This is a genomic window from Sulfitobacter sp. UBA4523 (assembly GCF_002388305.1).
GTDB classification, from domain to species: Bacteria; Pseudomonadota; Alphaproteobacteria; order Rhodobacterales; family Rhodobacteraceae; genus Sulfitobacter; species Sulfitobacter pontiacus.
This window is the reverse complement of sequence record NZ_DGMH01000049.1, coordinates 28,269-50,839: the sequence shown is the minus strand read 5'-3', so window position 1 is coordinate 50,839 and position 22,571 is coordinate 28,269. Positions and strand designations below refer to the sequence as shown.

The following is a 22,571-nucleotide window of genomic DNA, read 5'->3' as shown; positions in this document are numbered from 1 at the left end:
AAACCCGCCGGTTTCAACCCGACCGCGCCCGCCCCGGCGGCCGCCCCATGCCGGACACGCCCCTGCCCGAACGGCTGACCCTGACCGTGGTCGAAGGCGGCGCGCGCGTGCTGCTGGAAGGGGGCATCATGGCGGGTGATGCCGAACGCATCGAGAAACAGATCACCGCGCTTGATCCCCAACCCGAGGGCGTGATCCTGAATTCGCCCGGTGGGTCGGTCAGCGACGCGCTGCGTCTGGGGCGGTATCTGCGGGATGCTGAGCTCACGACCGCCTTGCGCAGTGGCGACATCTGCTATTCCGCCTGCCCCTATCTATTGGCCGCGGGCACCAGCCGCGACGTGCCAGAGGATGCCTCTGTCGGGGTGCACCAGCATTTTTTCGGTGAAAGCACCCTGCTGCCCGCCTTTGTCGCGGTGGAGGACATCCAGCGCGGCCAAGGCGAGGTCATGACCTATCTGGATCAGATGGGCATTGACCCGCTGGTCATGCAGCACGCGTTGGTCACGCCGCCCGATGAAATCTATCTGCTGCTGCCCGAAGAGCTGACCCGCTACCGCTTTGTCGAAAACACCGAGCCAAGCTAGAATACCCCTTGTCGCAGGCAATGGTCGCGCCTACTTAACGGGGGTGACGGGTTCTGCCCTGTTTGTAAAAGTTACATTCCAGTGGCCTTAAGCAAATCCGAGGGAGCTGGCTCTGTTCGAGCCCTGGTTCGTTTATCTGGCGCCCACCTGTACATACAGGTCCTCGGGAATATAGAACAGAACGGCAGCGGTGGTCCCGTCACACTTTCCCGACAATATCAGCCCGAAAATATCAGGTCTTTCGCTGGTCCGTCGCTGTCGACCAAAGACGATGATCTGAGCCTTTTCGGCTCAGAACTCTTCCGGACGGGCTTCGCGGGCCATATGATCCAGAACGGCGTTCACGAACTTCGGCTCGTCGCCCCCCTCAAAGAAGGCACGGGCCACGTCGACATATTCGTTGATCACAACCCGCGGCGGCGTTTCCTGTGCGCGCAGCTCGGCACCGGCGGCGCGGAACAAGGCACGCAAAGTAGGGTCGATCCGCGCGATGGCCCATTTAGCCACCAGCGCACGGTCGGTCATCTGGTCAATCGCGGCCTGATAATTCACCGCCGTCTCAAGCAGGTCTGCAAAATGCCGGATGTCACCATCGATCATTTCCTGACCGTCGTAACTGGCGCCAAAGCGGTGCTCAAGGAACTCCTTGCGCACGGTGTCAAAGCTTTGCGAGGAATGCTCCATCTGGAACAGGGCCTGCACGGCATAAAGCCGCGAAGCTGATTTCATCTTGCGTTTTTGATTGCCCGAAAGGCCGGCGGAGGATGTCATGCTGTCTTGGGTCCGTCATTGTCGCCCGCCATCAGATATTCATCCGAGCGCGGCTTGAAACCGATGTCTTTGCGAATGTCGCCCCACTTACGGCTCAGCGCGATCAGATGCAAGGCCGCAGCTGCCGCACCGCCCCCCTTGTTTTGCCCCTCCGGATCGGCGCGCACGGCGGCCTGTTCGTGGTTCTCGACGGTCAGGATACCGTTGCCGATACAGATGCCCTGCAACCCCATCAGCTGCAAGGCGCGGCTGCTGTCGTTGCACACGGTCTCGTAATGAGTCGTCTCGCCGCGGATGACACAGCCAAGTGCTACGTAGCCGTCAAAATTGCTCTTGCGGTCAGAGATGCCGATGGCGGTCGGGATTTCCAGCGCGCCGGGCATTTCCACCACGTCCCATTCAGCCCCGGCGGCCTCGAGCTCTGCCTTGGCACCTTTCAGCAAGCCCTCGGCGATGTCCGAGTAATAGGGCGAAATGACGATCAGAACCTTAACCGGCGTGTCAAAGCGCGGTGTGGTCAGCGTCGTATGATTTCCAGCAGCCATTGCATTTACTCCTGCGTGATGGGGCGCGTGCCCACGATGCTAAGGTCATAGGCGTCCAGCCCCAGATAGCGCGTATCGGGGTTATCCGTCAGCAAGATCAGCTTGTGCAACCCAAGGCTCGCCATGATCTGCGACCCAAGACCGGTGCGTTTGACGGTACGGGGGCGATCATCCTCTTCGTCCTCGAAACGCAACCGCGGGTCGGGATCGCGGAACAACAGCACCGCGCCACGGCCTTCGTCCGCGATGATCTGCATCGCGCGTGGCAATTCGTCGGCGGGGCTTGGCCCGAGGCCGAGGATATCCTCAAGCGCGTTGATCGCATGGGTGCGGACCAGAACCGGAGCCTCTGTGGCAATATCGCCCTTGGACAGGACCACATGATCGGTGCCGCTGATCTCGTCGGTGAAAATCTGCATCTTCCAATCGCCCCCATAGGCAGAGGTCACGGTGCGGCTGTCGCGCTCCACCAGCAGGTTGTCATGCTTGTGGCGATAGGCGATCAGATCGCTGATCGTGCCGATCTTCATGTCGTGCTGCTGACAGAATGCAACCAGATCCGGCAGACGGGCCATGGTCCCGTCTTCCTTCATGATCTCGCAGATCACACCCGACGGATGCAGCCCCGCAAGACGCGAGATATCGACGGCAGCCTCGGTGTGGCCCGCGCGGACCAGGACACCGCCATCGCGTGCGCGCAGCGGAAACACATGCCCCGGCGTGGCGATATCCACCGCGCCTTTATCCTCGTCGATGGCGACCTTGACGGTCAGCGCACGGTCGGCGGCGGAAATACCGGTGGTCACCCCCTCGCGTGCTTCGATCGATACGGTAAAGGCTGTTTCATGGCGGGCAGAGTTATTCACCGCCATCATCGGCAGACCCAGCGTGTTGACCCGTTCCTCGGTCATCGGCAGGCAGATCAGCCCGCGCCCGTGGGTGGCCATAAAGTTGATCGCATCCGCATCCGCGAACTGCGCGGGGATTACCAGATCGCCTTCGTTCTCGCGGTCTTCGTGATCGACCAGCACGAACATGCGACCCTGACGGGCCTCTTCGATGATCTCTTCGATGGGCGCGATGGCATCCGCCAATTCAGCCTCGACCGGTCCGGGCGTTTCAAATTGCATGGGGTCACCTCACTCTTTGCTGCTCTGGCACATACCCCACCCCACGCGCCTTTGCCAGAGCAGGGCCGCCCCCCTCCCTGCTTCATTTTGCCAAATAAACTCAATTCCGCACCGTCATCCCGTGCGGCGGTCCGCGTTAAGCCCCAAAATAGCGCGCGGCCTCCACATAGCCCGCCGCCTTGCTTGCAGTGGCCCAGTCCCGTTCCAATCCGGTGTCGCCGATGATCAGCACCTGATCGCCGACCAGTTTGCGCCCTTGAACCACCTGCCCCAGATGATCGCGCATCGCGCTCCAGCTGTCGGTGAACTTGGGGGCCTCGGCCACATGGTCCAGCACGGGATTCGCCTGCGCCACACTGTCGGGCCGCAGCGGGCGATGTACCAGCGCCAGCTTTTGGGCGCGCTGCACCTTGTCCAGCACCTCGGCCTCGCGCAGGGGGATATGCGGTGCCCCCGCACGGACCACCCGCAGCGCATTGGACGAGAACAGCAGCGCCAGAATATCGCGCCCCGTAGCCTGACGGATCGCGGCATAGGCCTTGTAGTCCAACCCCAGCTCGCGGGCGCGCGCCACGCGCATCTTGACCACCATCAGCGGGATCGCGGAAGGCATCGCCGCCTCGCGGGCCTTTTGCCACTGGAAAGCGCGCCATTTCTGGCCGCGCTCAAGGCTGGGGCCCTGATTATGTCCGATCCCCGCGATCATGACATTTCTGCCAGCCGCGCAACATAGCGGGCCAATGTGTCGATCTCTAGGTTGATGCGGTCCCCGACAGCGACATCACCCCATGTGGTCACCTCTTTGGTGTGGGGGATAAAGTTGATGCCGAAATCGCAGCCGTCGACCTCGTTCACGGTCAGCGAGGTGCCGTTCAGCGCGACAGAGCCTTTGGGGGCAATGAAACGCGCCAGGTCTTCGGGCGCGCGCAGGGTCACGCGGGTGCTGTCGCCCTCGTCGCGCAGCGCCACCACTTCGGCCACGCCATCGACATGGCCCGACACGATGTGCCCGCCCAATTCGTCCCCGACCTTCAGCGCGCGTTCAAGGTTCAGACGGCGTCCGACCTCCCATGCGCCAAGGTTGGTCTTGTCCACGGTCTCGGCGCTGATCTGCACCTCGTACCAATCGGCCCCCAGATCCACCACGGTCAGGCACACGCCATCACTGGCGATAGAGGCCCCCATGTCGATGCCGCTGGTATCATAGCCCGTTTCGATCCGCGCGCGCAGGTCGCCTTGCTGTTCAAGCTTGGTGATCTTTCCGATGTCCGTGATAATGCCTGTAAACATGCGCCTGCCTCTTCTATACTGGTCGCTACCGAAGTAGACCTCTGCCCGCAGCATGACAAGTCCACAGACACGCCACATTTTCGCCGGTATCCGGTGTTTGTCTGCCCGATGACCAAGATAAACCGAAAGTAACCGATGAACGCCGCAGCACCCCGTGAACGGGTCTTTCTTTTCCTGCAAGGGCCGCATGGCCCCTTCTTCAACCGTCTGGGCAAGATGCTCCGTCTGGCGGGGGCGCAGGTCTGGCGTGTGGGGTTCAACGCAGGCGATCGGGCCTTCTGGTTCCACCCGCGCAGCTATATCCCGTTTCGCGGAACAGCTGACACGTGGAAAGACATCTTTGTTGCGCTGCTCGCCGACAAGGGTGTCACAGATATCGTGCTTTATGGCGACACCCGCCCGATCCACGCCCAAGCCGTGGCCGAGGCCAAGGCCCGCGGGCTGACCGTGCATGTCTTTGAAGAAGGCTACATGCGCCCCTATTGGGTCACCTATGAACGCGGCGGGTCCAACGGCAATTCACGGCTGATGGACATGTCCATCGAACAGATGCAGGCCGCATTGGCCAATTCGGATATGGAGGCCCCCCTCCCCCCCGGTCATTGGGGTGATATGCGCCAGCATGTGTTTTATGGTGCGCTCTATCACTGGTTTGTGCTCTTCCGGAACGGCGACTACCGTAACTTCCGCCCGCACCGCAGCTTGCCGGTGACCAAGGAGTTCAAGCTGTACCTCAAGCGGCTGCTGCTGATGCCCGCGCTGGCGCTGGACCGGCTGATCGCAACGCTGCGTATCCGGCTCGGCGGCTTCCCCTACCATCTGGCGCTGCTGCAACTAGAGCACGACAGCTCGTTCCAGGAACACTCCCCCTTCGAGACGATGACCGATTTCCTGACCGTGGTGCTGGAAGGTTTCGCCAAGGGCGCGCCGCGCCACCATCATCTTGTCGTGAAGGCCCATCCTCTGGAAGACGGCCGCGCGCCGCTGCGCCGCGTGGTCAAACAGGTGGCGCGGGATTTGGGTGTCGCGGACCGGGTGCATTTCGTGCGCGGCGGCAAGCTGGCGCAGTTGCTCAACGATGCCCGCACCGCCGTTACCGTGAACTCCACCGCCGGTCAGCAGGTGCTGTGGCGCGGAATTCCGCTCAAGGTGTTTGGCAGTGCCGTCTATGCGAAACCCGAATTCGTCTCGGACCAGCCGCTGGCGCAATTCTTTGCCGCCGCCTCGCGCCCCGATAACAAGGCCTACAAGGATTATCGCCGGTATTTGCTGGAAACCTCGCAGGTGCCGGGCGGATTTTATGCGGCGCGCGCGCGCACGCAGTTGATGCGGCAAGTGGTCGATATGATGCTTGCCCCCGAAGACCCGTACGACGCGCTAGAGCTGGGAACCGCGGCACCAAGGCAACAGTTGCGGGCCGTCACCTGAGCGTTTTTCGCCCAGACAGTAGCTTTTCGATCCAATCTGCGCTAAGCCGATGATAATTACGCCGAAAAAATCGGCGAATTCGAGGCAGAACAAGAACAGGTCGAGGAGACCGGGCAGTGAAATCCGTACCCTTCCGGTGGGCGCGTCCCATCGCATTACTTGCGGCTATGGCCGTGGTATCTTCATGTGGCCTTCCGCAGGTTGGCCCGAATAAACGTCAGATCTTTGCCGGATCGGTCCAGAAGGAAGGCGACGCATTTGTTGTCGCCGTCAACGACCGTGTGACCCGCGCCACCGCCGTCGCCCCCGCGCTTGGCTTTAGCCCGGGGTTCATCAACGCCGGTCAACTTGGGTCGGATACGATCAACCCCGGTGATACGCTGGGGCTGACGATCTGGGAAAACGTCGATGATGGCTTGCTGGCCGCCCAAGGGGCCAACGCCACCGTGCTGGAAGAAGTGCAGGTCGACGGCTCGGGGTTCATCTTTGTGCCGTATGCGGGCCGGATCAAGGCCGCTGGCAATTCCCCCGAAGCGATCCGCCGCATCATCACCAACAAACTGTCCGAACAAACGCCGGACCCGCAGGTTCAGGTGCGCCGTCTGGCCGGTGACGGGGCGACCGTGTCGCTTGTCGGCTCTGTCGGTGCGCAGGGTGTCTATGCGATTGAACGACCGACGCGCACGCTTGCCACCATGCTGGCGCGGGCCGGTGGTGTGACCATCACCCCCCAGATCGCGCAGGTCACCGTGCTGCGTGGCAATCAGCGGGGCAAAATCTGGCTTGAAGATCTTTACAGCCACCCAGAGCTCGACATCGCCCTGCGCGGCGGGGATCGCATCCTGATCGAGGAAGACACACGGTCCTTCGTGGCCCTTGGTGCCACCGGCGCGCAGCAGAAAGTCCCGTTCGAGACCAAGAACCTGTCGGCGCTTGAAGGCATCGCACAGGTGGGCGGCCTGAACGCGGGCACCGCTGACCCGACAGGTGTTTTCGTCTTCCGCAACGAACCCGAAGCGGTCGTGGCACAGGTTCTGGGCCGCAATGACCTGCAAGGCGCACAGCGCATGGTCTATGTGCTTGACCTGACCAAGCCCAACGGCATGTTCATGGCCCGCGATTTCGTGATCCGTGATGGCGATACACTCTACGTCACCGAAGCCCCCTTCACCCAATGGAGCAAGGTCATCTCCTCGATCACGGGGTCGGCCAGCTCGGTCAACAACCTGTCGTCGCTCGCGTCGAGCAACTGATCTGGACCGATGGCTTTAGGGCCTGAAATATACGACCCACCCGCCGCCGGTTCCCCACGGGACCGGCGGCTTTTTGTGTTTAACGGAGGTTTCATCACCAACCGACGGGTGCGGCGCATCTTGCAGCTGTCGGGCTATAGCCTGCATCTGGGCATGCCGCGCGACGGGGATGCCATCGCTGTCTGGGGCAATGCGGGCACCGCGCATCGTGGGCTGGCCGTCGCATCCAAAAAAGGGCTGCCCGTTGTCCTCGTCGAAGACGCAATGCTGCGGTCGCTGTTTCCCGGTCGCGCAGGCGAGCCGCCGCTGGGTCTGCTGGTCGATCACAAGGGGCTGCACTTCGACCCGGCACAGCCCTCCGAGCTTGAAAACATCCTGACCAGCCACCCGCTGGATGACACGGCTTTGCTGGACCGTGCGCGCGGTGCCATCCACCGCATCACCGAGGCGCATCTGACCAAATACAGCGGGTTAGACACCGCGCACCCCGCGCCGGATCCCGGCTATGTGTTGGTGATCGACCAGACCTTGGGTGATGCGTCGGTCGCGGCCTCGGGCGCGGACCGGTCGCGGTTCCTTGAGATGCTGGTCTTTGCCCAGCAAGAGAACCCCGGCGCGCGGATCATCATCAAGACCCATCCGGAAACCGCAAAGGGCTTTCGCAGCGGTCATTTCGGGCCTGAAGACGCCAACGACCGCATCACCCTGATGACCGCCCCCATCAGCCCCTGGACCCTGTTTGAAGGGGCCGTACGTGTCTATACCGTGTCGTCACAGATGGGGTTCGAGGCGATCTTTGCAGGCCACAAGCCCCGGGTCTTCGGGCAGCCCTTCTATGCGGGATGGGGCCTGACCGAAGATGAATTCCCCGTGCAGCGGCGGCAACGTGTGCTGACCCGTGCGCAACTTTTTGCAGGAGCGATGATCCTTTATCCAAAATGGTACGATCCGCACCGTGACTGCCTGTGTGATCTGGAAACCGTGATAGAGGCGATGGCCGCGCAGACCCGGGCCTGGCGCGAAGACCACCGGGGCTGGGTCGCCTCTGACATGCGCCTGTGGAAACGTCAGCCCTTGCAGCGTTTCTTTGGCCGCTGGGCGCCGGTGACCTACCAGAATGACCCGAAGGCCGCCCGCGCCACAGGCAAGCCCTGGATGGTCTGGGCATCGAAAGCGACGCAGGCCCATGCCGGCGCCCTGCGGGTCGAGGACGGTTTCCTGCGCTCGCGCGGATTGGGGGCCGATCTGGTGCCGCCCCTGTCGCTGGTCTGCGATGATCTGGGTATCTACTATGACCCGCGCAGCCCCAGCCGGCTGGAACAGCTGATCACGTCACGCGCCAAAATGCGCCCCGACCAGTCGCGCCGCGCAGCACGGTTGATTGCGGCTCTGCGTGACGCGGGGCTGAGCAAGTATAACCTTGGCGGCGGTGGCGATCTGGACGCCCTGCCCGCCGGACGGCGCATTCTGGTACCGGGTCAGGTGGAGGACGACGCGTCTATCCGTGCGGGCACCGATGCGGTATCCACCAATCTAGCGCTGCTACACGCCGCGCGCGCCGCGCATCCCGACGCCGTGATCCTGTACAAGCCCCATCCCGATGTAGAGGCCGGGCTGCGCCGCGGCGCGATTGACGCAGGCGGGCTGGCGGACCGAGTGCTGACCGATGCCGACCCCATCGCCCTGCTGGCGCATGTAGATGAGGTTTGGACCATGACATCGCTGCTGGGGTTCGAGGCCCTGCTGCGCGGCGTTAAGGTGGTGACCTTAGGTGCCCCCTTCTACGCGGGCTGGGGGCTGACGGAAGATCGCGGCGATATCCCGGCGCGGCGAAGGGCAGAGGTGAGCATCGAAGGTTTGGCCCATGCCGCCCTGATCGATTATCCGCGCTACTTTGATCCGCGCAGCGGCACCGCCTGCCCGGTCGAGGTCGTGGTAGAGCGGTTGGCCTCGGGCGATCTGCCGCGGCGCGGGGTGGCGAACCGGGTGCTGGCGAAGCTGCAGGGGGTGTTTGCCACACAGGCGCATTTGTGGCGGCGGCGATAGCACAGCGGGGCCAGCCCATGTGCAGATCAGAGGCGGGGGCCAGCCCCCGCGCCCCCGGGATTTTAAGCCATTTGGAAGGGGTTAGGCGGGCGTGTTGCCGCGAGCCCAGATGTGGAGGAGGTCGGGGCCGATGCGCGAGGTTTCGGTCAGGGTGAAGCGCGGGGCCTGTGCCAGACGTGGAAGCTGCAGCGGCGCGATGGCGGGCAAGCCGTCCGCGCCAAGGGCCAGACCCGCCGTAAACCCGACGAGTTGATCCACGAGATTCTCCTTTAGCAGCGTCGCAGCCAGTCCGCCGCCGCCCTCGCAGAAGATGCGTGTCAGACCGTGGCGTCCAAGCTGCTGGAGCATGTCATCGGCGTCGATCTGGCCCATCTTTGGTGCGCAAGAGATCAGCGTCGCGCCAAGGCTTTCCCACGTCCCGATCAGCTCTGCCGGGGCCTTGGGGCCGTGGCAAAGGATCAGGGGGATGTCATTGGCGGTTCTGGCGAGCGTGCCATTCAGGGGGATGTCCAGCCCGTTCGACACAGCGATCCGTGTCGGCTGGCGCGTGGTGCCAAGGTCGCGCACGGTCAGGCTGGGGTCATCCTGCCGCGCCGTGCCACCGCCCACCATGACCGCGTCATGGCGGCTGCGCATGGCATGGACCACGCGGCGGGCGGGCGGGGCAGTGATCCACTGACTTTCGCCCGACGCGGTGGCAATGCGACCGTCAAAGCTGCTCGCGAGCTTGAGCGTCACCATCGGGCGGCCTTCGTCGACACGCAGGAAAAAGCCCAGATGATCCGCGCGGGCTTCATCTTCGAGCACGCCCACGTCAACGATAATGCCCGCAGCACGGAGGATCGCAATGCCCTTGCCGCTGACGCGTGGATCACTGTCGGTGCAGGCGATCACCACGCGCGCAGGCTTGGCGGCGACAAGCGCATCGGCGCAGGGCGGCGTCTTGCCGGTATGGGCGCAGGGTTCGAGGGTGACATAGACCGTCGCCCCCTGTGCCGCGGGTCCGGCCTGACGCAGCGCTTGGGGTTCCGCATGGGGCCTGCCGCCCGGCTGGGTCCAGCCGCGCCCGACAATGCGGCCGTGCTGCACGATGACGCAGCCCACGGCGGGATTGGGCCAGACAGCCCCCTGCCCGCGCCGGCCCAGCGACAAGGCCAGCGCCATAAAGCGCGCGTCGTCAGTCATGCTTATTCGTCCGCAGGGGTGTCGGGCCGCAGTTCCTGCACGAATTTATCGAAATCATCTGCCGCCTGAAAGTTCTTGTAGACGCTGGCAAAGCGGACGTAGGCGACGGTGTCGATGCGGGCCAGCGCCTCCATCACGATCTCGCCGATCTGTTTCGATCCGACATCGGTTTCGCCCATGCTTTCCAAACGGCGCACGATGCCGCTGATCATCTGATCGATCCGTTCGGGATCAATCGGGCGTTTCTGCATCGAGATCCGGATAGAGCGTTCCAGCTTGTCACGGTCGAAATCCTCGCGCTTGCCCGAGGTTTTGACGACAACCAGATCGCGCAGCTGTACCCGTTCATAGGTGGTAAACCGGCCCCCGCAGGCGGGACAGAAACGGCGACGGCGGATCGAAACGTGATCCTCGGCCGGGCGGCTGTCTTTAACTTGGGTGTCGATATTTCCGCAAAACGGGCAGCGCATAGCCGGTCCCCTTATCTTAAACCTGCTCAATAGGGGGTGAAACACCCCCATTCCCCAAAACTATAGGACCAACGCGAGGTTTTGGGTAGGGGCGAAATGCCCATCTATATGTTGTAGCGAGGAAAACTGCCCTGAACTTTGCCTGATACCATGCGTTGTCCCTGCAAGACGACTGATCTGAAAGGAACTGACTATGACCAAGACGCTTTTCATCACCGGAGCCTCAAGCGGGATCGGCGCAGCCACCGCCCGCGCTGCTGCCAAGGCCGGCTGGAACGTCGGGCTGTTCGCCCGCAGCGAAGACAAGCTGAAAGATCTCGCGCGCGAGATCGGGGATCAGGCGCTGGTGCTGACCGGGGACGCTACGCAATACGACGATCAGGAACAGGCCATGAGCCGCCTTGCGCAGAAGTTCGGGCAAATCGATGCTGTCTTTGCCAATGCAGGACGGGGGACATCGCCGGGCGGCACCGAAAAGGGTGACCCGGACGACTGGAAATCGATGATCGATCTGAACGTGATGGGCGCGCTGTATACGGCCCATGCCGCGATGCCATATCTGCGCAAGACCACGGGGCAGTATGTTGTGACCGGTTCCGCCGCAGGACGCCGCCACATCAAAGGGTCGATCTACGGCGCGACCAAGTTCTTTATCCACGGCTTTGCGGGCAACCTCGCCGACGAAATGGCGGAATGGGGTGGGCGCTGTATGGTTGTCTCCCCCGGGATGGTGGACACGGCGTTCTTTGACGAAGCCAAGCCCGACAAGCTGAAACCAGAAGACGTGGCATCGGCCGTGATGCACGCGCTAGAGGCACCGTCCCACGCAGCCGTGCGCGAGATCCACCTGATGCCGGTGGATTGAGGTCAGGCGAAATGCACCGCGATGCGCCTGCTATGGGGCGCGTCGCGGTGTTCGAACAGATAGATGCCTTGCCATGTGCCCAACACCATGCGGCCTGCAACCACGGGGATGCTAAGCGTAACGGGCAGCATTGCCGCCTTGATATGCGCGGGCATGTCATCTGGTCCTTCCAGCGTATGCCGGAGGTAGGCCATTGACGGGTCATCCGCAGGCGGCACCAGACGCGAGAAATAGGCCAGCAGATCGCGCTGCACATCCGGGTCCGCGTTTTCCTGAATAAGCAGCGAGGCAGAGGTATGGCGCAGAAACAGTGTCACCAACCCGTCAGAGCGGTGCCCCGATAGCGCCTGATGCACCTGATCCGTCACCTCGTAGAGCCCCTGCCCGCCGGTCTTGACCGTAAACTCGCTGTTCATTCCGCCCGCCTTGTGCTGATGGGTCAGGCTAGCCTCAACGCCCGGGCGATTGCAAACCACCGCAGAGCGTGATCCCGTGGCTGATGGTCATGGCCGACCCGGCCTTGGTCAAGGATCCGCCCAGGATCACGACGGGCGACGGGGTCAGCCCCGCGGGATCCAGTGTGAAGGTGACACCACCATCGCCGCCAAAACCACGCGCGCGCGGCTCGCTTACATACAGCTTCTGACCGTCCTGCGCGCCCATTTCCCGCAGCGCATAATCCGCCGCGGCACACCAATGCCCGCGCGCACCAAAGCCGGTGCTGCCGCTGATATGCACGCCGCCCTCGGTCGGTGTGAAAGTCAGACGGTCATTCGGCACATAGGCCTGTGCGAAGGCTGGGGTCGTTGCCAATGTGGCCAGTACGAAAGCGGTGGTCAGGGTTTTCATTGTGGTATTCCTAGTTTTCAAAAGTCTTTAAGTTCAAGGATGTAGTCCTTGCAGAACTGGATGGCGTGGCCCACGGGCAGGGCCTGACCCGCGTTGCGCACCGATACCGAATAGGATTTGAACGCAGGCTCCGACAGCTCTGCATCATTCAGGGTAAAGACGACGCCCGTGCGCCCTACCCCGCTGATAGATGGCCCGCGCCGCGACTTGACGTAGATCTCGGCGGCGCTTGGCGTGCCCAGCCTTTCCTCGGCAAATTCGGCGGCGGCACACCACATGCCCCGGGCCCCTTCGCCATGATCCTCGATCACCTCGAAGGATGCGCCCGACAGCGGGATGACCTGCAGCTCGTTTACCGCGGTAAAGGATTGCGCAAACGCGGCGAGCGGGGCGGCAGAGAGAATGGCGGCAAGGGCAAGACGTTTCATGGCGGATCCTGTTTGGTGCGTGGTTCACAGATAGGCTGCGCGGCGGGATTTTAAATTCACAGCTTCGAGATCGTCGCTTCAGCCCATGAAAAAAGGCGGGTGCCTGAACACCCGCCTTTCAAAACTCTCGCGATCACGCGCTTACTGATCGAGGAACGACCGCAGCTTGCGCGACCGGCTTGGGTGCTTGAGCTTGCGCAGCGCCTTCGCCTCGATCTGACGGATACGTTCGCGGGTCACGCTGAACTGCTGGCCGACTTCTTCCAGCGTGTGGTCGGTGTTCATGCCGATGCCGAAGCGCATCCGCAGCACACGTTCCTCGCGCGGGGTGAGGCTGGCCAGAACCCGTGTCGTGGTCTCCTTGAGGTTTTCCTGAATGGCACTGTCGAGCGGCAGCACGGCATTCTTGTCCTCGATGAAATCACCAAGCTGGCTGTCTTCCTCGTCGCCAATAGGCGTTTCGAGAGAGATCGGCTCTTTGGCGATCTTCATGACCTTGCGCACTTTCTCAAGCGGCATCTGCAGTTTCTCGGCCAGCTCTTCCGGCGTCGGCTCGCGGCCAATCTCGTGCAGCATCTGGCGGCCGGTCCGAACCAGCTTGTTGATCGTCTCGATCATGTGGACCGGAATACGGATGGTGCGCGCCTGATCCGCGATGGAACGGGTGATCGCCTGACGGATCCACCACGTCGCATAGGTCGAGAATTTATAACCGCGACGGTATTCGAACTTGTCGACGGCCTTCATCAGGCCGATGTTCCCTTCCTGAATAAGGTCAAGGAATTGCAGGCCACGGTTGGTGTATTTCTTGGCGATCGAGATCACGAGGCGCAGGTTCGCCTCGACCATTTCTTTCTTGGCCTGACGGGCCTCTTTCTCGCCCTTCTGAACCTGCTGCACGATGCGGCGGAATTCAGAGATATCAAGACCGACGTATTGACCCACCTGCGCCATATCGGCCCGCAGCTCATCCACCTTGTCAGAGGACCGTTCGATGAACATCTGCCAGCCGCGACCGGATTTCTCGGCCATCCGCTCCATCCAGTTGGGGTCCAGCTCGTAGCCGCGATAGGCGTCGACGAATTCCTTGCGGTTGATGCGCGCCTGGTCGGCAAGCTTCACCATCGCAGAGTCGATCTGCATGATGCGGCGGTTGATGCCGTAAAGCTGGTCGATCAGCGCTTCGATACGGTTGTTATGCAGGTGCAGGTCGTTGACCAAAGCCACGATCTCGGAGCGGACGCGCTGGTATTCTTCCTCATCGGTCTTCGAAAAGGTGCCGTCCTCGTTCAGGGTGGCCGAAATCCGGCTGTCCTGAATTTGGCTCAACTTGACGTAGTCATCAGCAATGATGTCGAGCGCTTCCAGCACTTGCGGCTTCAGCGCGGCTTCCATCGCGGCCAGCGACATGTTGGCCTGTTCGTCGTCATCCTCGTCGTCGTCATCGTTCGAGATCGGGTTGCCGTCGGCGTCAACTTCGCTTGTGCTTTCGGCGGGCTTTGTCTCGGTGCCTGCGGTTGGCACGACCGGAGTCGTTTCTTCTTCGTCGCCCATCTGGGTGCCGAATGTCGCCTCAAGGTCGATGACATCGCGCAGCAAAATGTCTTCGGACAAAAGTTCGTCGCGCCAGATCGTGATCGCCTGGAAGGTCAGCGGGCTTTCACACAGCCCCGCGATCATCGTGTTGCGCCCTGCCTCGATCCGCTTGGCGATGGCAATCTCGCCCTCGCGGCTCAGCAGTTCAACCGATCCCATCTCGCGCAGATACATGCGAACGGGGTCATCCGTGCGGTCCAGCTTTTCGGACGTGCCAGAGGACAGCGCCACATCACGGTTGCTTTCCGTGGTGGCAATTTCGGTCCCGCCCTTGGCGTCTTCTTCTTCGGCTTCTTCGTCTTCGATCACGTTGATGCCCATTTCGGACAGCATCGACATCACATCCTCGATCTGCTCCGAGCTGACTTGGTCAGGGGGCAGAACGGTGTTCAACTGATCGTAGGTGATATAGCCCTTTTCACGGGCTTCGCCGATCATCTTTTTGACGGCGGCTTGGCTCATATCAAGCGAATGGCCGGCATCCTGGTCGTCAGACTTCGCGTCTTCGTTGGTGTCTTTGGCGGCCATGAAATTTCCTCCAGCGAATGGGTGCGAATCACGTGACGTGATTCGGTTGTTCGAATCATGCGGGGTTCTGGGTGATTCTTAAACCCGTTACCCTGTATTTTGTTAAACATCCCGGCGAAAAAGCCACGCCGGGTTCATTTTTTGTCTTTCGCATCACCCTTCAGGATCGACCCCAGCAATGCGTCAAAAGCGCTGCGTTCGTCCCGGCTGATGTGGGCACCGTTCTCGGCAATGTCGTATTCTGCGGTATCTTCCTGCCCGCTGCGCTGTGCGCGATCAGCGTTGCGTGCCGCTTCGCCCAACCGCCATGTCAGCCCTTCATCCGCGGTGCCGGTCAGATCTTCGACCGCATCGGCAATCTCTTCGTCCAGCCCGCGCACGGCTTCCAGCTTGCCCAGTTCTTCGGCGACAGTCATGCGCGTCTTTTCCAGGTTGCCAGGGCTTCGGATGCAGGGCGTGATGGCTACGTGGCGCTGCGACAGCATGTTTTCAAGGGTGTACTCCCCCACTGCGTCATAAATCTTTTCGCGCAACACCGCCGGATCGTGATGTACATGGCGCAACATCAAATCGCGGATACGCCCGTGATCAGGGTCCTGACAGCGCATCGCGGCCAGCCCGTTCTCGAACTCTTCCACCAGCTGCGGACAGCCCAGCAGGGCCATCAGGATCACCGCCTCGCGCAGATGCTCCGTCGCTCCCAGCCCGGCTGCGGTCACCAGAATAGAGGATTTCGCACTAGGGGATGGCCCCTGCGGCGCGGGGGCCCATTTGCCCCCACCGGAGGCGCGCGCGACGGGGCTAAAATCTCTCTTGGCCTTTTGCGGACGGAAGAGCTGCCAGCGCAGATCCTTGATTTCCTGGCCATAATGGCTGCGGATCGACGGGTCTTTGATCATCATGATCTTTTCGCGCAGCGCCTTGTCCAACCCTGCCTTACGCTCGGGGCTGTCGAAAACGCGACCGTCGGTCTCGCGCTGCCAGAGCAGACGCACCATTGGCATCGCGTTATCCAGTAACTTTTGCAACGCTGGTGCCCCGTGGGCGCGGAGCAGATCATCCGGATCCTGCCCGTCAGGCATCACGGCAAAACGCAAGGATTGCCCCGCCTCAAGCAGCGGCAGCGCCAGATCGATCAAGCGCATGGCCGCACGTTGACCCGCCGCATCCCCGTCCAGCGTGATGATCGGTTCGGGCGAGATACGCCACAACATCTGCAGCTGGCTCTCGGTGATCGCCGTGCCCAAGGGGGCCACCGCCGCACCGAAACCGGCCTGCACCAATGCAATCACATCCATATAGCCTTCGGCCACGATCAACGGCTTGCCCTGCCCTGCCGCTGTCCGCGCATCGCGCACATTGTAGAGGCTGCGGCCTTTGTCAAACAGCTCCGTCTCGGGGGAGTTCAGATATTTGGCGTTGTCATTCGGGTCCATTGCCCGCCCGCCAAAGGCAATCGCCCGCCCCCGGGCATCCCGGATCGGATACATGATCCGGCCCCGAAATGTATCATAAGGCCGCCCGCCCTTGGACGAAGGCTTGGCCAGCCCCGCCCCAAGGATCAACGCATCCTCGACATTCTTGGCCTTCAGGTGATCCCAAAGCCCTTGCCACTGGTCCGGCGCGAAGCCGATTTCCCATTGCTCCAAGGCCTGCGGCGTCAGCCCGCGCCCGGCAAGATAGTCGCGCGCGGCCCCTGCCGCAGCGGTGCGCAGCTGCAGCCGGAAATACTGCACCGCCAGTTCCATCACCTCGGCCAGTTGCGTGCGCTTATCCGCCTTCTCCTGCGCGCGCGGGTCTTGTTTCGGCATGGGCATCCCCGCCTCACGCGCCAAAATCTCTACCGCTTCCATAAAGCTGACATTCTCGGTCTCGCGCACGAAAGAGATCGCGTCCCCCTTGGCGTGGCACCCGAAACAATAGTAGAATCCCTTGCGGTCATCGACGTGGAAGCTGGCGGATTTTTCCTGGTGGAACGGGCACGGAGCCCACATATCGCCCTTGCCCTGATTGGACTTGCGCGGATCCCACATCACTTTGCGCCCCACCACCTGTGACAGGCTAGCACGGCTGCGCAGTTCATCCAAAAATCCAGGGGGCAGGCTCATACTGTTTTATATTGGGTCGGCAGGGCCAAAGTCCAGCACCCAAAGCCTGCGCGACGGGCTTCATTTTGCCGGATAAACTCCGGGGGGATCGTCCGTCAGGGCGATGGGGGCTGGCCCCCGTCCTACCGCCCCGACAGAGATTACGGCACGATCAAACGACGCGCGCGGGCGTCATTGGCCCAAACACATTTCGTTCCAGGCGGCAGAAAGGTCGTTGCCCTTCACGTCGCGCATTTTCATTTCATAGACCCACGGTGCGACCAGCGGGACAACCGCGTCATAGCGATCGGGCCATTCGGGGTTCTTGGAGGCGATGTGATCCGGCACGTCACGCTCTTTCACGCGATCGATCCGCGCTTGCCGGACGGCCTGCACGACATCTGCCTGATACTGGCAATCGGTTTCAGCGCTGGTGGCGGCGAAGACAGGCGCGCTGGACGTCGCCAGTGCTGCGGCAATCATGAGTTTACCAAATTTCATCGTCACATCTCCTAAATGTTTCTTTGCAAGCCCGCCGCCCTTCCACGGCCTACGCCGTTTAAAGTTAAAGGCTGCAGCGGACATGAGAGCGGGTGCTCATGGCGCAGGAACCTAGCCAGCCCCCGTTGGAATACAAGTGACAGAGCGGTTTTCCGCAGTACACGCTTGCGCGGTTTGGCGCGTCTTTGCCGAAAGCCGCTATCACAGCGGCTTTCGGGGAACTTTTCAGGGGCGCAGCATAGGGCCCGCGCGAGGTTACAGCCCCTTTGCGCGGTAGCTGGCGGCGACCTTGCCGATGCTGACCAGATAGGCGGCGGTGCGCAGGTCTTCGACATCGTCGCGGCTGTGCCAGACTTCCGCCATCGACCGGTAGGCGTCGCTCATCGTGTCGTAAAGACCGGAGCGGACCAGCTCAAGCTCCCCGGCACCCCGCAGGTATTTATCCTTGAAGTTCGGGCTTAGCTGCCAGCCGACACCGCTATCGGCGCTCAGACGTTCCAGCTCGTCCACCAACAGCTGGTGGCGGCTTTCCTCGTTGCGGCGCTGCATACGGCCAAAACGGATGTGGCTCAGGTTCTTGACCCATTCGAAATAGGACACCGTCACACCGCCGGCGTTGGCGTACATGTCAGGGATGATCACGACGCCTTTTGCGCGCAGGATATCATCGGCACCGGCGGTTACGGGGCCGTTGGCGGCTTCGACGATCAGCGGGGCCTTGATGTTATGCGCGTTGGTCAGGTTAATCACCCCTTCCAGCGCCGCAGGGATCAGGATGTCACAGTCCGCTTCCAGCAGCTTGGCACCGTCTTCTTCAAGGGGCGCATCTGGATAGCCCTTGATCGTACCATGCATGGAAATCCAGCGGTGCACCTCTTCCACGTCAAGACCACGGTCATCGAACAAAGCGCCGTCGCGTTCAATGATCGCGGTGATCTTGCAGCCATCCTCTTCGCTCAGGAACTTGGCGGCGTGGTAGCCCACATTGCCCAAGCCCTGCACCACGACGCGTTTACCGTCCAGCTCACCACCCAGACCGGCCTTTTCCATCCCCTTGGTGTCGCGGAAGAAAGCGTGCAGCGCATATTGCACGCCGCGGCCTGTCGCCTCGGTGCGGCCATGGATGCCGCCCGCGTTGATCGGCTTGCCCGTCACACAGGCAACCCCGTTGATGTCCGTGGTGTTCATGCGCTTGTACTGATCCGCGATCCAGGCCATCTCGCGCTCGCCCGTGCCCATGTCGGGGGCGGGAACGTTTTGCGCGGGGTTGATCATATCGCGCTTGATCAGCTCGTAAGCGAAACGGCGCGTGATCAGTTCCAGCTCGTGTTCGTCATAGTCGCGCGGATCAATGCACAGCCCGCCTTTGGAGCCCCCGAACGGCGCTTCGACCAGTGCGCATTTATAGGTCATCAACGCCGCCAGCGCCTCTACCTCATTCTGGTTCACGCCGGGGCTGTACCGGATGCCGCCCTTGACCGGCTCCATGTGTTCGGAATGGACCGAGCGATAGCCGGTGAAGGTCTGGATACCGCCGCGCAGGCGCACGCCGAAACGCACCGTGTAGGTCGCGTTGCACACGCGAATCTTCTCTTCCAGACCCGGCGACAGGTCCATCAGGGCCACCGCCCGGTTAAACATGATGTCGACGCTATCGCGAAAGCTCGGTTCGGTTCCGGGGTTCATTCTACGCTCCTAAATTGGCTCTGCGACCCTGATACGGGCCGGTTCATCGCCTCGCCTTTTGAACATGGCACCTGCGTCAAGCAAAGCTGTAAATCACCATATTTCGAAGTTTTCGCACAAATTTTAATCAGTTTGAAAACTTATCACCCAAAGCGAGTAGTCACGGCACACAAGACAAGTCCTGCGCGAAGTTTCCTGACAGAGGACAGTCCGGCTGCTCCGGGCGGGATCTGCCCCGAAAACGGCCTGAGTATACACTTTTTTAAACGTATTTCGCCCTATTTCGGCCAACATCACCCCGCATATCTGCTGGCAACGCCGATCCGCCCGAAATGCGTCTGTCGCATGGGTCGCACGAATGAGGACATGGAAATGCCGGTAAACGATACAGTGAGTAAATGGGTAACCCTCCCCCTGCGCAAGCGGCTGACGCGGTTCGCCCGTGAAGACGACGGGTTGGTGACGATCCTCGCGCTTTTCATGATCATGATGATGATCGCCGTGGGCGGCATCCAGCTAGATTTCATGCGTCACGAGATGGAACGCTCGCGTCTGCAAGCTGTGTCGGACCGTGCCGTTCTGGCCGCTGCCGATCTGGATCAGATGCGTGACCCCAAAACGGTGGTGGAAGACTACTTTGCCAAATCGGGCATGACCGAGTTTCTGTCGAATGTCGTGGTGGATGACGGTCTGAACTTTCGCACCGTGACGGTCGACGCAAGCAAGAACATGGACACCCAGTTTATTGGCCGCTTTGGTTTCCCCACGCTCGAAGTGCCCGCCCATAGTCAGGCGGAAGAACGCGTTGCAAAGGTCGAAATCTCGCTCGTGCTCGATATCTCGGGTTCGATGGCCACCAATAACCGTCTGGGCGAAGTACAGAATGCCGCCGATATCTTTCTGGACACCGTGCTGAAGGACGAGAACCAAGACCTGATTTCAGTCTCCCTGGTCCCCTACTCGGAACAAGTGAACGCGGGCCCGTTGATCATGGACCGTATGAACGTGAACAGAAAGCACGACTATTCCCACTGCATCGATTTCGACAATGGTGACTTTGATTCGATCGCGATGAATAGCAGCACACGGTATAACCAGATGCAGCACTTCCAGTGGAACTACGATGGCCGCAACAACTACCGTGACGATACGGTTTGCCCACGCTACGATTACGAGCGTATTACCCCGTTTTCACAAAACAAACGCACGTTGAAGAACCAGATCGATGATCTTGTACCGCGCGCTGGTACGTCGATCTTCCTTGGCATGAAATGGGCCGCGGCGATGCTTGATCCGGCGTTCCGGGACATCAACAACTCGCTGGTGAATGCCGGTCATGTCGACCGTGAATTCTATAACCGCCCCGCGAGCTATACCGATTCAGAAACGCTTAAGACTGTTATCCTTATGACGGATGGCGCGAATGATAACTCGTTCCGCATCAGCAATACATACTACAACGAAGATAGCGAGTATGTTCACTGGAATAAATACAACTTTTGGTGGTATCTGCGCCGCGAGGTAAACTCGCGCTACTGGGGCTACTTCTATTATCAGAAGTACAACAAATCGCTGGGCAACACCTTGCTGTCGAATATCTGCGACGCCGCCAAAGCCAAGCGGATCGTGATCTGGTCCATCGGGTTCGAGGTCGATGACGAGGACGTGCCCGCGATGCAGGATTGCGCCTCCTCGCCCAGCCATTTCTTCCGCGTCGAAGGCGTCGAGCTTTCCGAAGCCTTCCGTGCCATCGCCCGCCAGATCAACCAGTTGAGATTGACCCAATGATCGCCCGCATTTCACAAGCGCTGCGCCGGTTCCGTCGGGGTGAGGATGGCGCAGTTGTCCTGATCGAGTTCGTGATCCTCTTTCCGGTCATCTTCGGCATGTTCCTCGCGTCGGTCGAGGTCAGCCTTTATTCCCTGCGACAGTTCCACCTGAACCGCGGGCTGGAAACGGCAGTACGGTATATCCGGCTGAACACACGCACGACGATCACCCACGACATGATCAAAACGATGATCTGTGACAACGTGGGCTATATCGGCGATTGTAAGGATACCCTGCGCCTTGAGATGGTGCTGGTGAACCCGCGCAACTTCGCCGCGATGAACGCCTCGCCCGACTGCGTGGACAAATCCCTGCCCGTCAAACAGGAACGCGGCTTTACCCTTGGGGCGCAGCACCAGCTGATGCTGCTGCGGGCCTGCGTCAAGTTCGATCCGATGCTGCCGGGCAGCGCTATGGGCTTCAAGTTCGAAACTGATGGCGCGGGTCAGGGCAGCATGTACGCCGTATCCTCCTTTGTGCAGGAGCCAAGCTAATGGTTATCACTTATCTCAAACGCCGTGTACTGGCGCGTTTTCTGCGTGATCAGGACGGCAGCGCCTCGATCGAAGCGGTGATCATGATGCCCATGGTCTTCTGGGTCTATCTGGCGATGTTTACCTTCTTCCAGACCTATCAGGAATATTACACCAACCAGAAAGCGGCCTATACCATCGGCGATATGATCTCGCGCGAGACGCTGCCGATGGACACTGCCTATATGGACGGCATTCAGGATCTACTGGATTATATGACCCGTTCCTCGGGTGAAACGACAGTGCGCATCACCTCGGCGAAATACGATCAGAAGAACAAACGCTTCCTGCTGCACTGGTCCCGCGCCCGCGGCAGCCTGAGCGACGCGACCCAAGCGGATGTGACCGGCTGGACGGATAAAATCCCGGAACTGGAGGATGGTGAATATATCACCGTCACCGAGACATGGACGTCATTTGCCCCGCCCTTCAACATCGGGCTGCCGGTGCAAGAGGTGAAGAACTTCGTCTTTACCCGCCCGCGCTACGCCCCTTGGGTGCTGTACTCGGACGGGGCGTAAAAGCCGACAATCACGACAGAAAGAAAAGGCCCGCGGCGATCTGCCTGCGGGCCTTTTGCTTAGGATCGTTCTGCCATCATGGCAGAGATGATCTCGGACATGAACTTGGTCTGACTGCCGGGGGTCATGCCGCCGACACCGATGCGCCGGCCAATCCGCCACCACAGGCCCGGGCGCCAGATGCGGTCACCGCCTGTACCCGGCTTGGTGCGCAGTAGAAAACCGTTAGACGGCTTGAACGCAAACACGCCGCGATCCAGCCCGATGATGTCTTCGACCCGTGCAATCACCGTACCGTCGCTGTCGCGTAATTCGGTGGCGGTCAGCTCGATCGCGCCCGCAGTTGCGCGGCGCATCTTGTCAGCCATCCAAAGCGCCAGCCCCCCCATTGCCAGCAAGAAGACCTGCCAGCCCAGACCGGGCGACGAGGTGAACGCGACGT

General features: G+C 61.1%; 23 protein-coding genes and 1 other RNA gene. 9 read left to right on the top strand and 15 right to left on the bottom strand.

Annotated elements, in window-relative coordinates:
* The coding region (locus tag B3849_RS11275) for a hypothetical protein (RefSeq protein WP_286780141.1) at positions 1 to 587 on the top strand (587 nt) is incomplete at its 5' end.
* Between the two features lie 47 nt (positions 588 to 634).
* Positions 635 to 788: non-coding RNA, 6S RNA (gene ssrS, locus B3849_RS17710), on the top strand.
* A 90-nt stretch (positions 789 to 878) separates the two neighbouring features.
* Here ssrS and nusB read toward each other — a convergent pair.
* From nusB to B3849_RS11250, 5 genes are all read right to left on the bottom strand, one after another.
* Positions 879 to 1,358 (bottom strand): transcription antitermination factor NusB, encoded by a 480-nt coding sequence (gene nusB / locus B3849_RS11270; RefSeq protein WP_005849213.1) that lies wholly within the window; start codon positions 1,356 to 1,358, stop codon positions 879 to 881.
* Complete coding sequence (locus B3849_RS11265; RefSeq protein WP_005849215.1) at positions 1,355 to 1,903, bottom strand: 6,7-dimethyl-8-ribityllumazine synthase; 549 nt, start codon at positions 1,901 to 1,903, stop codon at positions 1,355 to 1,357. The genes nusB and B3849_RS11265 overlap by 4 nt, the downstream gene beginning before the upstream one ends.
* 5 nt (positions 1,904 to 1,908) lie before the next feature.
* Positions 1,909 to 3,033, bottom strand: a complete 1,125-nt coding sequence (gene ribB, locus B3849_RS11260; RefSeq protein ID WP_132997383.1) for a 3,4-dihydroxy-2-butanone-4-phosphate synthase — start codon at positions 3,031 to 3,033, stop codon at positions 1,909 to 1,911.
* 136 nt (positions 3,034 to 3,169) lie between these two features.
* Positions 3,170 to 3,739 carry a hypothetical protein gene (locus tag B3849_RS11255; RefSeq protein ID WP_064216609.1) on the bottom strand — a complete coding sequence of 190 codons (570 nt, stop codon included), beginning with the start codon at positions 3,737 to 3,739 and terminating at the stop codon, positions 3,170 to 3,172.
* Positions 3,736 to 4,323, bottom strand: a complete 588-nt coding sequence (locus B3849_RS11250; RefSeq protein WP_037944614.1) for a riboflavin synthase — start codon at positions 4,321 to 4,323, stop codon at positions 3,736 to 3,738. Before B3849_RS11250 ends, B3849_RS11255 begins: the two co-directional genes overlap by 4 nt.
* Positions 4,324 to 4,458: 135 nt before the next feature.
* Here B3849_RS11250 and B3849_RS11245 point away from each other — a divergent pair, with 135 nt between their 5' ends.
* From B3849_RS11245 to B3849_RS11235, 3 genes are all read left to right on the top strand, one after another.
* Positions 4,459 to 5,751 carry a capsule biosynthesis protein gene (locus B3849_RS11245; protein ID WP_278425649.1) on the top strand — a complete coding sequence of 431 codons (1,293 nt, stop codon included), beginning with the start codon at positions 4,459 to 4,461 and terminating at the stop codon, positions 5,749 to 5,751.
* 167 nt (positions 5,752 to 5,918) lie between these two features.
* Positions 5,919 to 7,004 (top strand): polysaccharide biosynthesis/export family protein, encoded by a 1,086-nt coding sequence (locus B3849_RS11240; protein ID WP_005849224.1) that lies wholly within the window; start codon positions 5,919 to 5,921, stop codon positions 7,002 to 7,004.
* Positions 7,005 to 7,013: 9 nt separating this feature from the next.
* Positions 7,014 to 9,050 carry a capsular polysaccharide biosynthesis protein gene (locus tag B3849_RS11235; protein WP_278425648.1) on the top strand — a complete coding sequence of 679 codons (2,037 nt, stop codon included), beginning with the start codon at positions 7,014 to 7,016 and terminating at the stop codon, positions 9,048 to 9,050.
* Between the two features lie 81 nt (positions 9,051 to 9,131).
* Here B3849_RS11235 and ribD read toward each other — a convergent pair whose 3' ends face one another.
* Both ribD and nrdR read right to left on the bottom strand, forming a co-directional pair.
* Entirely contained in the window at positions 9,132 to 10,235 is a 1,104-nt protein-coding gene (ribD, locus tag B3849_RS11230) for a bifunctional diaminohydroxyphosphoribosylaminopyrimidine deaminase/5-amino-6-(5-phosphoribosylamino)uracil reductase RibD (RefSeq protein ID WP_278425647.1), read from the bottom strand.
* A 2-nt stretch (positions 10,236 to 10,237) separates the two neighbouring features.
* Positions 10,238 to 10,705 carry a transcriptional regulator NrdR gene (nrdR, locus tag B3849_RS11225; protein ID WP_005849229.1) on the bottom strand — a complete coding sequence of 156 codons (468 nt, stop codon included), beginning with the start codon at positions 10,703 to 10,705 and terminating at the stop codon, positions 10,238 to 10,240.
* Positions 10,706 to 10,898: 193 nt separating this feature from the next.
* Here nrdR and B3849_RS11220 point away from each other — a divergent pair, with 193 nt between their 5' ends.
* Positions 10,899 to 11,570: an SDR family oxidoreductase gene (locus B3849_RS11220; protein WP_278425646.1), complete on the top strand. Its 672-nt coding sequence runs from the start codon at positions 10,899 to 10,901 to the stop codon at positions 11,568 to 11,570.
* A gap of 2 nt (positions 11,571 to 11,572) precedes the next feature.
* Here the strand turns inward: B3849_RS11220 and B3849_RS11215 are convergent, their stop codons facing one another.
* From B3849_RS11215 to B3849_RS11185, 7 genes are all read right to left on the bottom strand, one after another.
* Complete coding sequence (locus tag B3849_RS11215; RefSeq protein ID WP_278425645.1) at positions 11,573 to 11,986, bottom strand: secondary thiamine-phosphate synthase enzyme YjbQ; 414 nt, start codon at positions 11,984 to 11,986, stop codon at positions 11,573 to 11,575.
* Positions 11,987 to 12,020: 34 nt separating this feature from the next.
* Positions 12,021 to 12,419 (bottom strand): hypothetical protein, encoded by a 399-nt coding sequence (locus B3849_RS11210; RefSeq protein WP_278425644.1) that lies wholly within the window; start codon positions 12,417 to 12,419, stop codon positions 12,021 to 12,023.
* A 17-nt stretch (positions 12,420 to 12,436) separates the two neighbouring features.
* Positions 12,437 to 12,847 (bottom strand): hypothetical protein, encoded by a 411-nt coding sequence (locus B3849_RS11205; RefSeq protein ID WP_278425643.1) that lies wholly within the window; start codon positions 12,845 to 12,847, stop codon positions 12,437 to 12,439.
* A gap of 141 nt (positions 12,848 to 12,988) precedes the next feature.
* Positions 12,989 to 14,971: an RNA polymerase sigma factor RpoD gene (rpoD, locus tag B3849_RS11200; protein ID WP_005849238.1), complete on the bottom strand. Its 1,983-nt coding sequence runs from the start codon at positions 14,969 to 14,971 to the stop codon at positions 12,989 to 12,991.
* Positions 14,972 to 15,105: 134 nt separating this feature from the next.
* The gene (gene dnaG / locus B3849_RS11195; RefSeq protein ID WP_009825049.1) at positions 15,106 to 17,079 is read right to left on the bottom strand and encodes a DNA primase; all 1,974 of its coding nucleotides are present in this window, start codon (positions 17,077 to 17,079) and stop codon (positions 15,106 to 15,108) included.
* A 171-nt stretch (positions 17,080 to 17,250) separates the two neighbouring features.
* Positions 17,251 to 17,559 (bottom strand): hypothetical protein, encoded by a 309-nt coding sequence (locus tag B3849_RS11190; protein WP_005849241.1) that lies wholly within the window; start codon positions 17,557 to 17,559, stop codon positions 17,251 to 17,253.
* A gap of 255 nt (positions 17,560 to 17,814) precedes the next feature.
* Complete coding sequence (locus B3849_RS11185) at positions 17,815 to 19,245, bottom strand: Glu/Leu/Phe/Val family dehydrogenase (protein WP_005849243.1); 1,431 nt, start codon at positions 19,243 to 19,245, stop codon at positions 17,815 to 17,817.
* A 390-nt stretch (positions 19,246 to 19,635) separates the two neighbouring features.
* Here B3849_RS11185 and B3849_RS11180 point away from each other — a divergent pair, with 390 nt between their 5' ends.
* The 3 genes from B3849_RS11180 to B3849_RS11170 are packed head-to-tail and all read left to right on the top strand — an operon-like array spanning position 19,636 to position 22,129.
* The gene (locus B3849_RS11180) at positions 19,636 to 21,033 is read left to right on the top strand and encodes a TadE/TadG family type IV pilus assembly protein (protein WP_286780140.1); all 1,398 of its coding nucleotides are present in this window, start codon (positions 19,636 to 19,638) and stop codon (positions 21,031 to 21,033) included.
* Positions 21,030 to 21,569, top strand: a complete 540-nt coding sequence (locus B3849_RS11175; protein WP_005849245.1) for a TadE/TadG family type IV pilus assembly protein — start codon at positions 21,030 to 21,032, stop codon at positions 21,567 to 21,569. Before B3849_RS11180 ends, B3849_RS11175 begins: the two co-directional genes overlap by 4 nt.
* Positions 21,569 to 22,129, top strand: a complete 561-nt coding sequence (locus tag B3849_RS11170; protein WP_005849247.1) for a TadE/TadG family type IV pilus assembly protein — start codon at positions 21,569 to 21,571, stop codon at positions 22,127 to 22,129. The genes B3849_RS11175 and B3849_RS11170 overlap by 1 nt, the downstream gene beginning before the upstream one ends.
* A 59-nt stretch (positions 22,130 to 22,188) precedes the next feature.
* On the opposite strand, the gene B3849_RS11165 is transcribed toward B3849_RS11170, so the two are convergent.
* A partial coding sequence (locus B3849_RS11165; RefSeq protein WP_286780139.1) for a hypothetical protein occupies positions 22,189 to 22,571 on the bottom strand: 383 nt, incomplete at its 5' end.